The sequence below is a fragment of the Helicobacter labacensis genome (assembly GCF_003660285.1).
GTDB lineage: Bacteria > Campylobacterota > Campylobacteria > Campylobacterales > Helicobacteraceae > Helicobacter > Helicobacter labacensis.
This window is the reverse complement of record NZ_QXQQ01000010.1, coordinates 15643-30511: the sequence shown is the minus strand read 5'-3', so window position 1 is coordinate 30511 and position 14869 is coordinate 15643. Positions and strand designations below refer to the sequence as shown.

Below are 14869 nucleotides of genomic sequence, written 5' to 3'. Positions count from 1 at the left end.
ATGCCCTAGATCAGAAATTATAAATGTAGTTGGCAAACAAGACTAATTTGCGTTGTAGGGTGATATGCGCTGATCCCCCCCTTCCATAATTCCCCCACTTATTCTTATCCACCTCCTCATAATAGGGGTGGGGGATAAAGGGGTAGCGCACCCCCACCTCAAAGCCTTGGTGTTTGGTCAAATGCACCCTCAAGCCCGCTTGAATCGCCACTTGGAAGCTGGGTATTTTATAATACTTGGCTTGATTGCCCCTAGATTCCATCATGGTCGCCTGATTTTCCCACACCGCGTCTGCGCTCACGCATTGGCGCGCTTGGAGGGGTAGCTGGGTTTGGCAGGTTTTATTGCTAGCGTAACTCTTGCCCAGTAGCCAACTCTCCCCTCCTAAAATCCCCCCCACAAACATGCCAAAACTCTGATCATTCTTATCATAGAAATTAGCCAGCAAATCCATCCCCGCTCCATAGAAGAAAACCGCCGCGCTTTGGGTGGCGTTGATACTCTGGGCTTTGGCATTGAAAGTGAGGTAGGAATAATTCCCCCCTTGCGCGCTTGCAAAAGCGAAGTAGCGTAACCCAAAGAGTTTTGGCTTGCCAAAGAATTGTTTATAACCCACCTGTAAATTGCCCCCATAAAGCGCGCCCGTGTGCGAATTGCCCCCGGTAATGGTAGCACCCACCTTAGGAACGGGCGCAAAAGGCTCGTAAATATTCTCCATCACCATTTTAAAATCCCATACCCGTGTGAAGTGTGAATAGACAAATCCGCCCCCCACAAACACCCCATTTTTCTCCGCGCCCAAAGCACCCGCAAGGCACACCAATAACCCCACAAAACGCCTTAATCTAAATAACAACATGGTAATCCTAGTGTCAATATTGCCCATGGTGGCATAAAAGTATGGGAGTGTCAAGATGCTATTAACATTTAGTTAACCATCACACCCAACACTTCAGTATCATAAAGTTGGGGCTTTGATGCAACGCGCAAGACAGATAGAGAACCTACAAGAGAGCAAATGGGATTTGATCATCATTGGAGGGGGGGCAAGTGGCTTGGGGCTAGCCCTAGATGGAGCAACGCGGGGGTATAAGACCCTCCTATTAGAAGCGCGCGATTTCACTCAGGGCACTTCGAGCCGTTCTACCAAACTCTTGCATGGGGGGGTGCGCTACCTAGCCCAGGGGGATTTTAGCCTAGTGTATGAAGCCCTGCACGAACGAGGAGCTTTGATCGAAAACGCCCCACATTTGTGCGCGTGGCAGGGCTTTGTGATCCCGTGCGCCCACTGGGGGCACACACTTTTTTATGGGCTAGGCTTAAAACTCTACGCTTTAATGGCGGGCAAGTGGCAGGCGCATGGCACGGATGTCATTTTTAAGCCCGATGGCTTGTTGCCCGGGGTGCGTCCTCAAGCATGCCAGCACGCCGTGCGCTATTATGATGGGCAATTTGATGACGCTAGATTGGGGATCACTTTGGCGTTGAGTGCGCATGCGCATGGGGCTAGCTTACTCAATTACATGCCAGCAGATCGCCTCCTCTTTGACGCGGATCAAAAGATTTGTGGGGTGGGCGCGCAGGATCGCTTGGGGGAACAGACTTTTACCTTGCACGCCCCATGCGTGATCAACGCCACAGGGGTATTTAGCCAAGCTATCAACCAAATGGACCCCAGCACCACGCAAAACCAGATCACCCCCAGTCAAGGTATCCACCTTGTGCTAGATTCTAAATTCCTGCCCTCCAAGCACGCGTTGATGATTCCTAAGACCCCTGATGGGCGCGTGTTATTTGCCATTCCTTGGCATGGTAAATTGCTGGTGGGCACAACAGACACCCCCATCCAAGAAGTCAGCTACAATCCCCTCCCCCTAGAAGAAGAAGTTGACTTTCTTCTAGACACTCTAGCCCAGTATTTAGAACAGCCCCCTAAAAGACAAGATGTGCTCTCTGTCTTTGTGGGGCTTAGACCCTTGATTTCTTCCAACCACGCGCGCGCGACCAAACAGATTTCTAGGAGTTATAAAATTTACATCGCCCCTAGTGGCTTGGTGCATTTGAACGGGGGCAAGTGGACAACCTATAGGCGTATGGCACAAGAAACCCTAGATGCGTGCATCAAACAGGGTTTACTCCCCCCTAAAACTTGCCAAACCCAAACTTTAAAGCTATACGCCTACACCACAGATGCGCTAGATTCACGCTTAAAAGTCTATGGTAGCCAAGCCCAAACCCTCTTAGAGTTGGAGCGCACCAACCCCGCTCTTGCGCGCCTCATCCACCCTAATTACCCCTATAGTTATGCGCAAGTGTTTTGGGCACTAGAACATGAGATGGCTTATAGTTTAGAAGATGTGCTCTCAAGGCGTATACGCCTCTTGCTCTTGGACGCGCGTGCCGCTTATGGTTGCGCCATGTCTGTGGGGCAGTTCATAGGCGAGTATTGGGGCTGGAGTGTGGAGAAGACCACCCAAGAGATCGCAGACTTTCAAGCTCTTGCGCGCGCCTACATCTTGGAATAAGGAGAATTATGCCAGCCTATTTAATGGCCCTAGATCAGGGCACCACTTCCTCGCGCACCTTGATTTTTGACAAGCAGGGGCGTGTTGTTTCTATGGCGCAAAAGCCTTTCAAACAGATTTTTCCCAAGCCCGGTTGGGTGGAACACGACCCTAAAGAAATTTGGGCTAGCCAGATTGCCACGCTCACAGAGGCTTTAGCCCAAGCCAATTTAGATGCCAAGCATATCGCTGCCATTGGGATCACCAACCAACGCGAAACGACTGTTATTTGGGATCGCGCCAGCGCGCAACCCATTTACAACGCCATCGTGTGGCAAGATCACCGCACCGCCGATGTGTGCGAAGCCTTAAAAAAGACGCGAAAACAATGGATTTATGACAAGACCGGTCTAGTGGTGGACGCGTATTTTTCGGCGACTAAAATCCAGTGGTTGTTAGAACATGTGCCCGGGGCGCGTGCCAAAGCCCAAGCGGGCGATCTGTGTTTTGGGACTATTGATTCGTGGTTACTCTACAATCTCACCCGCCACCAAGTGCACGCCACTGATCCTAGCAATGCTAGCCGCACCATGCTTTACAATATCCACACCTTGCAATGGGACACAGAACTTCTAGAATTCTTTGATATCCCTGCTGCGCTTTTACCAGAAGTCAAATCCTCTAGTGAAGTCTATGGGCACACCGCCACGCGCTGGGTGGAGTGCGCCATCCCCATTGCCGGAATGGCTGGAGATCAACAAGCCGCCTTATTTGGGCAGATGTGCACGGAGCCCGGACTTATCAAAAGCACCTATGGCACGGGTTGTTTTTTACTCATGCACACTGGGGATAAGCCCGTAAGTAGCCAAAACAATTTACTAAGCACCATCGCTTGGCAAGTGGGAGGTAAAACCAGCTACGCTCTAGAGGGGGGGGTATTTGTGGGCGGGGCGGCTATCCAGTGGTTGCGTGATGGGGTGCGCATGATTGATAGCGCTGCAGACATCAATAACCTAGCTACTAAGGTGCAAGACAATGGGGGGGTGTATATCGTGCCCGCTTTTACGGGTTTAGGCGCGCCTTACTGGGATCAATACGCTAGGGGAAGTATTTTTGGGATCACGCGTGGCACGACAGATGGGCACATTGCGCGCGCGATCCTAGAGGGGATCGCCTTTCAGGTGCGTGATATTATCCAAGAAATGCAAAAGGACGCGCGCACGCAAGCTAAGCAGATCCGCGTAGATGGGGGGGCTAGCGCAAGCGATTGTTTGATGCAAATCCAAGCGGATATTTGCGATGCGCAAATCGTGCGCCCCCAAAATATTGAAACCACCGCGCTGGGTGCGGGCTATTTGGCTGGGCTAGCCGTGGGTTTTTACCGGAATTTAGAAGAAATTCAGTCCCTATGGGCAATCCAGCAAATCTTTAACCCCCAGCTAGACAGGGAGAAGATCAAGGAGATGTTGCGTTTTTGGGATAAGGCAGTGCAAGCCTCTAGGCATTGGTTGGCTTAGGGGGTGGAGCATGGAGATTTTTCTTTACGAACTCTTGGGGACGGCTTTGATGATCTTGCTGGGTAATGGGGTGGTGGCTGCATGCTGTTTGGAGGGCACAAAGTGCGGGGGGGCAGGGGCTGCCCAGTGGATGGTGATCACCACGGCATGGGGTTTTGCTGTCTTTGTGGGGGTGGTGGTGGCTGGACCTCATAGCGGGGCGCATTTAAACCCGGTGGTAACACTCAGTTTAGTTTTGCTGGGTAAAGTGAGTTGGGCGCATTTGCCCCTATACCTCAGTGGGGAATTTTTAGGCGCGATGTTAGGAGCCTTGCTGGTGTATGCGCTTTATTACGAACATTTTAAGATCACCAAGGACGCTTCGGCTAAACGGGCGTGCTTTTGCACGGAGCCAGCCCTTAGAAACCCCATGTCTAATTTTTTGAGTGAGTTAATCGGAGCCTTTGTGCTGATCTTTGTGATCTTGCATTTTAGCGACCCCTCCATCCACACCCAAGACCCCAGCGCTAAGATCGGCTTGGGGAGTTTGGGGGCACTACCTGTAGCGCTATTGGTGTGGGCGATTGGGTTGTCTTTGGGTTCTACCACCGGGTATGCGATCAACCCGGCTAGGGACATGGGACCTAGGATTGTGCTAGCCCTCCTGCCCTTGAAAGTGTCCCCCGATTTTGCTTACAGCTACATCCCCTTTATCGCCCCCCTAGTGGGTGGGGCGTTGGCTGTAGGTTTGCATAGTTGCTTGATGGCTACCTTCTAGCGTCCTCCACTTCCGCATCGATCACATCCTCATCTTTTTTCTTGCTTTGCTGGGCGTTTTGATCCTTCTTCATCATCGCCTCGGTGAGTTTGGCTGAAACCTCGCCCAAGCGCTTCATCTTAGCCTCCAACATCTCTTTGGTGGCGTTTTCATCCTTGAGCGCGCTCTCTAAGTCGTCCAAAGCGGCTTGGATTTTCTCCACCTCGCTAGATTCTAGATTGGCTTTGTGCTCCTCTAGGCTTTTTTTGGTTTGGTGCGCCAAGCTTTCGGCTTGGTTTTTAGCCTCTACCACCGCTTTACGGCGCGCATCCTCCTCTTTGTGCAACTCCGCGTCTTTGACCATTTTTTCGATCTCACTCTCGCTCAAACCACTTGAGCCAGAGATTTTGATCTCTTGGGATTTGCCGGTATTTTTGTCTTTGGCTGAAACGGTCAAAATCCCATTGGCATCAATGTCAAAGGTAACCTCAATTTGGGGCACACCACGGGGGGCTGGGGCAATCCCGGTCAAGTCAAATTTGCCCAAAGATTTGTTGTCTTTGGCAAATTCTCTCTCACCCTGCAAGACTAGAATAGAGACGGCGGGTTGGTTGTCCTCAGCCGTGGAGAAAACTTGGGCTTTTTTAGCCGGGATGGTAGTGCCCTTTTCAATGACCTTTGTCATCACGCCCCCCAAGGTTTCAATGCCAAGACTAAGTGGGATCACATCTAAGAGCAAGACATCTTTGACATCGCCTTTGAGCACGCCTGCTTGGATGCTCGCTCCTACCGCCACAACTTCATCGGGATTGACGGACTTATTGAGCTCTTTGTTGATGAAGCTTTTGACCCTCTCTTGGACTTTGGGGATACGCGTAGAACCGCCCACCAACACCACCTCAGCGATGTCTGCCTTGCTCAAGCCGGCATCTTCGATCACGCTATCAATCTTGCTAATGGTCTCCTCAATGAGATCCTCAATGAGGCTTTCAAATTTAGCGCGGCTGAGTTTTTTCACCAAGTGTTTAGGTCCGCTGGCATCTGCGGTGATGAAGGGCAAATTGATTTCGGTTTCGTTAGCCGAACTGAGCTCCTTTTTGGCGTTTTCGCTCGCTTCTTTCAAGCGTTGCAAAGCCATGATGTCCTTTTTGATGTCGATCCCGCTTTCGCTTTGAAATTCTTTGGCGATGAAGTCAATGATGCGGTTGTCAAAGTCATCCCCGCCCAAAAACGCATCCCCGCCTGTGGCAAGCACTTCTACCACATTGTCCCCGGTTTCTAACACGGTCACATCAAAAGTGCCCCCGCCCAAGTCATAGACCATGATTTTTTCCGACTCTTTTTTGTCCAAGCCATAAGCCAAAGCCGCAGAAGTGGGCTCGTTGATGATGCGCAAGACATTTAGCCCAGCGATTGTGCCTGCCTCTTTGGTGGCTTTTCTTTGGCTGTCATTAAAGTAAGCGGGCACGGTGATCACCGCTTCATTGACTTCTTCGCCCAAGTAGCTTTGCGCATCCTCTTTGAGCTTCATCAAAATTTTGGCAGAAATCTCTTGGGGGGTGTAGATCTTGCCGGCGATCTCAATGGCGCATGCCCCATTGCGATCCACAATCTTATAGGGCAGGCGTTTTTTTGCCTCTTGGGCTTTGTCCTCATTGCTCATCAAGCCCATGATGCGCTTGATAGAATAGATTGTTTTTTCAGGGTTGGTGATGGCTTGGCGTTTGGCACTCTCGCCCACTAAAATCTCTCCCTTGTCTGTGAAAGCTACAATAGAGGGGGTGGTGTTTTTGCCCTCTTTGTTGGCGATGATTTTTGCCTCATTGCCCTCATAAACCGCCATCGCGGAGTTGGTTGTGCCTAGATCGATGCCGATCACTTTTGCCATATTGTATCCTTTGTGTTAAGATTAAGTATTTTTAGCGATGCTCACCATCGCAGGGCGCAACAAGCGCTCTTTATATTTGTAGCCTTTTTGAAACACCTCCACAATCTCCCCCTCTTGCTTGTGTTCTGCGCTCACATGCATGACCGCATTATGCACGCTGGGGTCAAACTCCGCCACGCACTCCACGCACTCAATGCCATGTTTAGCCAACACTTCGTGCATTTTATGCAAGGTGAGTTCTAAGCCCTTAGAGATGGGCTGTGTCTCTCTGCTTTCCTCCTCTCTTTGCGCGCTCTGCAAGGCGGCATGCAACGCGTCAATCACGGGCAAGAGATCGCTAGCGATCTTTTCATAGGCGTATTCTAAAGCCATCGCCTTGTCTTTCTCTAGCCTTTTCTTGGCATTTTCAAAATCCGCATGGGTGCGCACATACAAATCCTGCGCCTCTTTGAATTTGGCTTGGTAGTCAATGCCCAGCGGAGGTGCCTCCTCTTGAGGGGTGCTCTCTAGTTGCTGTGTTTCTTCTGGTTGTTCTTCCATGTTCTCCCTTTATTAAGATGCATGCGCGATGGCGTGGTAGAAGCCCTCAAAATTCTGCTCCAACCCCCCCACGCATAGCATTTTTGTCTCCTCCCCTTGGGTTTTAATGGGTTGCAACACCCCCAAAAAACCAAGGGCAATAGACTTTCAAAATACAAGCCCTCTTTTAAATACCTAAAAATGCGCCCCCCCAACATCTCTAGCAAAAGCCCTTGATCCCCTTGAGCGCTCAAGGGGATCAAAAACCCCAACCCAAAATAAAGCCGCTTTTGGTAGAAATGCTCGATCTGCCTAGCCAAGCGCATGGCGCACACAGAGAGGGCGATCTGGCGAATCGCTTGGCATTCTAGCCCAATTAGCGCGCTGATAAAGCCCTCTAATTTCCTGTGGTAGTCCAAAGAGATTTGCAACGCCCCAAAATCCAAGATCAACCACTTGTGCGCGTGGTTGTGCACGGCTTGCAAGCGCGCCTTTTCATAGAGTTCCACAATGCTACAAATCCCATAGCGCGCGCTGGCTTGTTCCAAACGACTCAAATCCACCTCTAGGGGGGTATAGGGGTTGAGTTTGGCGCGCCAATAATCCTTGAGTGCTTGATTTGTGGGGATGCGCCCCGCACTGCTATGGCTTTGGCACAACACCCCTTGTTTGGTGAGCCGTTTGAAGTGGTTGCGGATGGTCGCTGAGGAGATATGCTTATTTTGGTGGGCGCGTAAAAAGAGGCGCAAACTCTCTGAGCCAATGGGCGTGTGGCTATTCAAATACGCTCTAATGCACGCTTCTAAGAGCCACTCTTTTTTAGCACCCATTCACTAACCTTTCTTGCCATGTTTTAAACCAAGCGCATTATAGCATGAAATTTGCAAAATTTAGCATTACTTTTCAAATATTGCTAAAATTTAGGGATTTTTATCCCATAACTTTATATATATAGACTAAACTTTAATAAAGTAATATATTTAAAATACTTTCTAGTTTATAAGTAGATTTGAAATTTGTCTGCTTTAGTTATAATGCGCGCAAAAAGGACGCATTGTGTTCAAAGGGGTGTTGTGGGCATTGTGGGTGTTTTTAAGTGTAGGGTGGGCTAAATCTAGCCCAACATCCTATGAATACATGATGAAAGATGGTTGGATCGCCTTTGACAATAAGGAGTATAAAAAAGCGCTGAGGATATACCACAAGCTCAATCAAGCGGGCAGCGCGATGGGGGCAGAGTTTTTGGCAGATCGCTATTTGGCTGGGGATGGGGGGATAAAGCGTAATTATGCCAAAGCCAAATTTTACTACCAGCAGGCTATCTTAAATTTTATAGGTCCCATTCCACAAGGTTACACAGTGGGGGATGGTTCTTATGAGTATGAGGCCGCAATACGCGCGGGCTTTAAATTAGCGGGCATGTATGCTAAGGGTTTAGGGACACCCAAAAACCCTAAAAAAGCCTTTGATCTCTACCAAAGAGTATTGGTCTATAAGGCTGATAATGCCTGCTATCCTATCTCTAAAGATTGGCGCTTTGGACACAAGCGGTGTCTTAAGTTACTTGGCTCCTACTCCTCTTATGACTATGGGTGGAATCGCTTTGAGGACATTCCTCAATTAAGCGATGCGCTTTACTATGTGGGCAAGGCTTATAAAAAGGGCAAAATCGTGCCCAAAAACCCTAAAAAAGCCCAGCAATTTTTAGCAAGTGCCGTGGATTTGCAAAACCAAGACGCGCTTAAAGATATGGATCGCTTACTAGAACTAGCCAAGCAAGCCAAGAAGCGCCAAGATTACAAAAGGGCTGCTAGGCTGTATAGCCAAGCTAGCAATTTGCACAGCATTATGGGAACCTTTCTCTTGGCTGATTTATATTTTGAGGGCAAGGGAGTGAAGCAGGACTTTAACCAAGCAGGTCTTTACTACGGCTTGGGTTTTGATCGTTTTTTAGGATTGCGCTATGTGTTGAGTGGTTATTATCGCATGCCAATGTGGAATGGTGAGATTCTCTGGACAGTGGATCGCTCTGTGGCTGATAATTATGCGCACCAAACTTTCAATGATTTAGCCAATCGCGCTTTTTATGCGTTTTACCAGCTCGCTTTTTTGATCAACACCCACGCGTTAAAAGCACGCCATGTTATCGAGCAGGGCGATCCCTCCGCCTCTAAATTCAAGTTGTATCAAAATATCTTGTTATTTGCCAAAGGGTGCATGCCCGCTTCGGGAACAAAATTTGAACACGACACGAGCGATAAGTGGCAACTGAGCTTGAACATTGATTCGCATTATAAAGTGTGTGATCTTAAACTCTTACACCCTAGCGACTTTGACTATAAGCGCGCTAAACAATCTAAAATAGATACCCAAACTCTAGGCAAAACTCTTTATGCTCTAGCTCAAGCCTATTTAGAGGGTTTGGGCACAGCCAAAGACGAACAACAAGGGTTAGAATATTTGAAAAAAGCGGTGGAGTTTGGGAACAAGGATGCAACTTTAGCGTTAGAGAAGTGGCAGAAATTACATTGATGCTAACCGGCAGGTTATTTGTCTAATTGCCACAAGAGATACACGGGTATTTAATTATCATTAATTTTTATCTAGCCGATCGCGCTCGATCGCTTTTCTCTTAACAAGACTTAAGGACAAAGGAGTAGCCAACACCACCAAAGCCCTAGAAGCCAACCCCGCTAAAAAACGCCACGCCCATGCCCGGGGCAGATTATTAAAAAAGCAGGCGAGAATCCGCGTTTTCATGATAGATAAATCTTGTGCGCCATTAACATGCAAATGTTAGAATCATGTCTAATGGCTTGCTAAGGAGAGATCGTGCCCTTTGTCAACATTAAAATCACTAAAGAAGATGGTCCCACTAAAGAGCAAAAAGAGGCGTTGATCGCCGGGGTTACAGATGTATTAGTCCAAGTCCTCAATAAAAACAAGGCTTCTACCGTGGTGATCATTGAAGAGATCGACACGGATAATTATGGCTTGGGGGGACAAAGTATTACGCGGGTGCGCCAAGGGCAGTGATGTCCATCCACCACCAACAAGCCCGTGTTCATCCACGGGAGAGTCTACTTTTTAATGATGGCTCAAAGGTCGCTTAGTGTTACTACGCTATTTGTTCTCTATCTTCATCTACGCACTAGGGGGTTCTATCTTTAGCGTAGGGCTGATGTTATGGGTCTATGAAAGCTCGGGCTCCATTGCCCAATTCGCCCAACTGGGCTTTTTTATGATGTTATCTTCCTTGATTGCCCTGCCATTTTTGCCCAAAGTGGGCGCGCTCATGGAGCGTTATAACCCCAAATTCAGCGTGCAAATATTTCGTCTCTGTTTGATCGCCTTAAGCGTCATGCAATATTTCATTTTAAAAGCGCAGATGAATTTTTATTTTCTAATTTTGATCCTCGTGATTCATGGTGTGGGAGGGGCGTTGCTAGGACCTGCAAGCAAGAGTATACAAATGTCCTTTGCTACATCTAAGAATTACGAGCGCGTCAATGGTTTGATCAAAGCCTCCTATTTTAGCGCCACTCTCATCGCCCCCATTCTAGCGGGGTTCTTATTAAAACCTTTGGGCATCGCTAATCTAGCTTTGATCCAACTAGGGTGCGCCCTGCTTGCGTTTTTGTGTTGTATAGATTGGCTATGGGCTAAGAATAGTAACTCAAGCCCAGTAGCCACAACCCCCAGTGTCTCCTTTCTAGGGGGGTTTAAGATTTTGCGATCCCACCCCATTTTTGCTTATGCTATTTTTGCTTTAATCGCCAATATCTTTGCTGGGATCGCTAATAAAATCATCTTGCCCGTGAGCATCGATCTCTTTTCTTCTGAGATTACGGGGCTTTTAATAGGCTTGCTGACAGCGGGGTCTTTAGGGAGGAGTTTCATCATCTCGGCTATTGGCAATGTAAAGCGCAAAGTTCGCGCCGTGCTTTTGCTAACTCTCTCTCAAGGCTTTGTGCTCATCATTGCTTTTGTGCTGGTGCTCACTAAAATTTTACCCATCAATTTTTGGGCGATTGTCCCCTTTTTAATACTTTGCAGTATCCTAGAAGTGATTGTTGATGCCATTGATCTAGCCTATTGGCAGGCTTGCGCTCCTGAAGCTCAAAAGACTACCTTCCTATCCTGGCATAGCATGAGTGCTTTGCTCTCTGGGTTTCTGGCATGGATTTTGATCACTCCCATTGTGGATGGTGCAAAGACCTTAGGCAAGCATTTTTACCCAGATATGTCTGCTAACCACGACTACATTCTATTTTTTGCCATTATCTTTCTGGCTGTGGCTAATGTGGTGGCGGTATTGGTATTTTGGGGCTTTAAGCACAAAACCCCGCATTGAGAGGTTTGGTAAAGCAGAGATCCTTTACTCCTGTATTGCCCTTTGAAGTTGTGCGTATCCCTCCGTATTTTATCTTTGCGCGCTTATAAGATTTCTATAACGACTTTCTAGCTAAAATTCTCAAAAGTAAAATCATTTTAGGAGGCTAGCATGGGTTTTTTCAATGTGGGGCACCAGCAACAACACAGCGCAGAACAAGAACAGCTCATCGTTGCGCTGCGCACAAAGAACGCCGATTTAGAGGGCATTTTTACAGCTATCCATAAATCCATGGCCGTGATCGCATTTGACCCCTCTGGGGTGGTGCTCGAAGCCAATGATAACTTTTTAAGGCTCATGGGCTATAGCTTGGAAGAAGTGAGGGGCAAGCACCACAGCATGTTTTGCGATCCTGAATCTGTGCGTTCCCCTAAATACGCGCATGCTTGGCAAGATTTAGCCAATGGGCTTTTCAAAATAGGCACTTTCAAACGCCTCACTAAAGAGAAAAAACCCCTTTACTTAGAAGCCACCTATAACCCCATTTTAGACGCGCAAGGCAAGGTTATCAAGGTGGTGAAATTCGCCACAGATGTAACCAGTAAAATTCTCGAGCTCAATGACTTGAAATCCATCTACAACGCCGCTTTGGTGAGCATGGCTCTAATTGAGTTTGACACAGAACGCCAAGTCCTCATGGCTAATGACAACTTTTTAGACCTCATGGGCTATAGTCTAGAGGAAATCAAGGGGAAGAAGCATGCCATGTTTTGTGAATCTGAGTATGTGAAAAGCCCGGAATACGAAGCCTTTTGGGATCGCTTAATCGCTGGGGACTTTACCCGTGGCACCTTTGTGCGCCTCAATAAAAAGGGGAAAAAGGTGTATTTAGAAGCCAGTTATAACCCGGTTTTTAACACTGAGGGCAAGATTTACAAGATTATCAAATTTGCTTGGGATGTAACCCCCAAAGAGGAAAAGATTCTAATGACCTTAGATTTGATCAAAGAAAATCAAGACTTGACCGACCATGGAGTCGCGGTGATCGAAAAAACCACGCAGAGTATCCAAGGCGTAGCAGAGACCATGAAAAACAGCGCGGACCTAGTGAGCACGCTCAAAAGCCAATCTGAATCCATTTCTAGCATCACCCAGACCATTAAGGACATCGCCGATCAAACCAATTTATTAGCCCTCAATGCCGCCATTGAAGCCGCCCGGGCAGGTGAGCATGGCAGAGGTTTTGCGGTGGTGGCTGATGAAGTGCGCAAATTAGCCGAGCGCACAGGCAAATCGGTAGCAGAAATTGGGGGCATTATTAGCGCGATTTTTGAAATCACCGCGCAAGTGGTGGTTAACATCGATGCGGGGACACAGGAGGCAGACAAAACAGTCGCGCTCTCTTGTGAGAGCAAAGACTCTATGGAAAAAATTAAAGTCGCTGGCTCTAAGGTGGCTAAGGGCATGGGGATTTGAGTAATTCCACCTCTTTTAGTGCCCAAAAGCGCGCTAAAAGGGCTTATGATCCTTGCTGCTGACTCCTTATTTTGGTGTGTGTAGTCAAGTTTGTAGGATTTAGGGGGCGCGCTTAGTAAGTGCGCTTTAAGCAAGGGCGCATTAGCATGGCTTACTTGGCTAAAGGAGGCACTTGTGATTACAATGAAAACAGAGCAAAAGAGTGTCTTGGAGCATCTCTCTAAAAATAAGTTTGTGATTCCCCCCTACCAAAGACCCTATGTCTGGGAAGAAGAGCAGTGCGAACAGCTTTGGGAAGATATTTTGGCGTTCTTTTTAGATGGCAAAGAAAACAGCCCTCATCTTTTTGAGGAAAACCCTTATTTTCTAGGTTCTATGGTGATGTATCCGCTCAATAGAGAACAGCACATCGTCGATGGGCAACAGCGCACCACGACCTTAATGTTACTCCTCAAGGCGATGCATACCAAGCTGGTTAGTGGCAATAACGCTAAGAGTAAAAGACTTATCGATGACATCGCTTCTTGTTTATGGGATATTGATAAAATCACGGGCAACCCCCATTATAACACCCCTAATTTACGCAGTGAGGCATTGGGCGATGTGGGGGGGAGAATATTGCAGGACATTTTACAAAACAAGGGGTTGGTGCAGGAGGAGGAGGGGGAGATTATCTCTAATTATGAGAAGAATTACCACTATTTTTGCCAACAATTAGATGAATTCGCTAAAGAATATCCCGATGATTTTTGCGATCTTTGCGTGTGTGTGTTGCATGGTTGCATTGTGCTTCCTGTGGAATGCGAGGGGCATGATGAAGAGAGGCGTTTTGAATACGCTTTGCGTGTCTTCAACACCTTAAATGATCGCGGGCTTCCCTTGAGGGATGTAGACATTTTTAGGAGCGTGATTTTCGCCCACAAAAAAGATCAAGAACGCCAAGAGTTTCTCCAACAATGGAAAGAGTTGGAGTATAAAACTAATATGGAATTTCTATTTAGACTCTGCATGCATGTGGTGCGCGCCCAACATAAAGATAAAAGCCGTGAAATTAGCTTGCGATCTTTTTTTCTTGATAAACACAGGGGGATTTTAAAAGATGGCGTTGTCATGCAAAACATTACCAAGATCAAGCAGTATTGGTATGCAGGAAGTCGCTATACTCTTCGATCGAAGCAGTTTTATAGTGTCCTAGGACTTATCGATAACGAACATTGGAAATATTTAGATTGCGCTTACTACATGTATTGCCTAGATAGGGGTAAGGATTATCTCAAAAACCATGAGGAACTTTTAATGCGTCTGTGCGCACATTTCTTGCTCTATACGATCAGCAAAAACACCATTAAGCTCAAGACTTTGATTCACAACGCCTACACTTCCTTATACCAAAGTGGCACTATGGATTTCCAAGCCCAAAGTCAGGATATTTTGGCGGGTAAACTTCTCTGCACAAAGAACAACCGCACTTTCCGCGCCCAATTTGATGGCGCGCAATCCAGCAAAAAACTCACCAAAGCCCTGCTAGCCCTCAATTTATATTTAAAATACCCACAGCAAATACTAGAGGGGTGCGAGAAACGCGAGATCGAGCACATCTTCCCCCAAACCACGCAGTGGCGCAAAAATTACACCGGCTGGGACAAGATCAAAGCCAAGCCCTTTATCGAATCCATTGGCAATAAAATATTGCTAGAAAAACCCCTTAATATCAAAGCCAGCAATGGGTATTTTGATGATAAAAAAGCCCAATACGCTAAATCCAAATTCCTAGAAGCCCAAGATTTAGCCAAACTCCCCCAAAGCGATTGGCTACAAACCGACATAGAGGCGCGCACAGAGGAGATTTACACGCGCTTGCACGCCTTTTTCAAGCAATATGCGATCTAGACCCCG

The 14869-nt window shown here is 47.6% G+C and carries 13 protein-coding genes; 8 read left to right on the top strand and 5 right to left on the bottom strand.

The genetic code is table 11. The annotated features are described in order from the left end of the window. Positions 1-10: 10 nt before the first annotated feature. Positions 11-859, bottom strand: coding sequence for an outer membrane beta-barrel protein (locus EAO33_RS04350; RefSeq protein WP_235853054.1), 849 nt, complete (start codon positions 857-859; stop codon positions 11-13). A 118-nt stretch (positions 860-977) separates the two neighbouring features. Here EAO33_RS04350 and EAO33_RS04345 point away from each other — a divergent pair, with 118 nt between their 5' ends. The 3 genes from EAO33_RS04345 to EAO33_RS04335 are packed head-to-tail and all read left to right on the top strand — an operon-like array spanning position 978 to position 4778. Further along, on the top strand, positions 978-2525 hold the full coding sequence (locus EAO33_RS04345; protein ID WP_120945334.1) for a glycerol-3-phosphate dehydrogenase/oxidase: 1548 nt from the start codon (positions 978-980) through the stop codon (positions 2523-2525). Positions 2526-2533: 8 nt separating this feature from the next. Next, the gene (gene glpK, locus EAO33_RS04340) at positions 2534-4021 is read left to right on the top strand and encodes a glycerol kinase GlpK (protein WP_120945332.1); all 1488 of its coding nucleotides are present in this window, start codon (positions 2534-2536) and stop codon (positions 4019-4021) included. A 10-nt stretch (positions 4022-4031) separates the two neighbouring features. Continuing rightward, positions 4032-4778 carry an MIP/aquaporin family protein gene (locus EAO33_RS04335; protein WP_120945330.1) on the top strand — a complete coding sequence of 249 codons (747 nt, stop codon included), beginning with the start codon at positions 4032-4034 and terminating at the stop codon, positions 4776-4778. Here the strand turns inward: EAO33_RS04335 and dnaK are convergent. The 3 genes from dnaK to EAO33_RS04320 are packed head-to-tail and all read right to left on the bottom strand — an operon-like array spanning position 4768 to position 7994. Then, on the bottom strand, positions 4768-6645 hold the full coding sequence (dnaK, locus tag EAO33_RS04330) for a molecular chaperone DnaK (protein ID WP_120945328.1): 1878 nt from the start codon (positions 6643-6645) through the stop codon (positions 4768-4770). The two genes, EAO33_RS04335 and dnaK, sit on opposite strands and share 11 nt — an antisense overlap. 21 nt (positions 6646-6666) lie before the next feature. Next, positions 6667-7185 (bottom strand): nucleotide exchange factor GrpE, encoded by a 519-nt coding sequence (gene grpE / locus EAO33_RS04325; RefSeq protein WP_120945326.1) that lies wholly within the window; start codon positions 7183-7185, stop codon positions 6667-6669. Continuing rightward, positions 7152-7994, bottom strand: coding sequence for an HrcA family transcriptional regulator (locus tag EAO33_RS04320; RefSeq protein WP_235853053.1), 843 nt, complete (start codon positions 7992-7994; stop codon positions 7152-7154). Before EAO33_RS04320 ends, grpE begins: the two co-directional genes overlap by 34 nt. Positions 7995-8220: 226 nt before the next feature. On the opposite strand from EAO33_RS04320, the gene EAO33_RS04315 reads away from it, so the two are divergent. Further along, on the top strand, positions 8221-9696 hold the full coding sequence (locus EAO33_RS04315) for an SEL1-like repeat protein (protein ID WP_120945324.1): 1476 nt from the start codon (positions 8221-8223) through the stop codon (positions 9694-9696). A gap of 60 nt (positions 9697-9756) precedes the next feature. On the opposite strand, the gene EAO33_RS04310 is transcribed toward EAO33_RS04315, so the two are convergent. After that, the gene (locus EAO33_RS04310; protein WP_205589498.1) at positions 9757-9924 is read right to left on the bottom strand and encodes a hypothetical protein; all 168 of its coding nucleotides are present in this window, start codon (positions 9922-9924) and stop codon (positions 9757-9759) included. 72 nt (positions 9925-9996) lie between these two features. Between EAO33_RS04310 and EAO33_RS04305 the strand changes: the two genes are divergently transcribed. From EAO33_RS04305 to EAO33_RS04290, 4 genes are all read left to right on the top strand, one after another. After that, positions 9997-10200 (top strand): 2-hydroxymuconate tautomerase family protein, encoded by a 204-nt coding sequence (locus EAO33_RS04305; RefSeq protein ID WP_120945322.1) that lies wholly within the window; start codon positions 9997-9999, stop codon positions 10198-10200. Positions 10201-10276: 76 nt separating this feature from the next. Further along, positions 10277-11518 (top strand): MFS transporter, encoded by a 1242-nt coding sequence (locus EAO33_RS04300; RefSeq protein ID WP_120945320.1) that lies wholly within the window; start codon positions 10277-10279, stop codon positions 11516-11518. Between the two features lie 150 nt (positions 11519-11668). Beyond that, entirely contained in the window at positions 11669-12973 is a 1305-nt protein-coding gene (locus tag EAO33_RS09965; RefSeq protein WP_120945318.1) for a methyl-accepting chemotaxis protein, read from the top strand. 183 nt (positions 12974-13156) lie between these two features. Next, positions 13157-14863: a DUF262 domain-containing protein gene (locus EAO33_RS04290; RefSeq protein ID WP_205589500.1), complete on the top strand. Its 1707-nt coding sequence runs from the start codon at positions 13157-13159 to the stop codon at positions 14861-14863. The last annotated feature ends 6 nt before the right edge of the window (positions 14864-14869 follow it).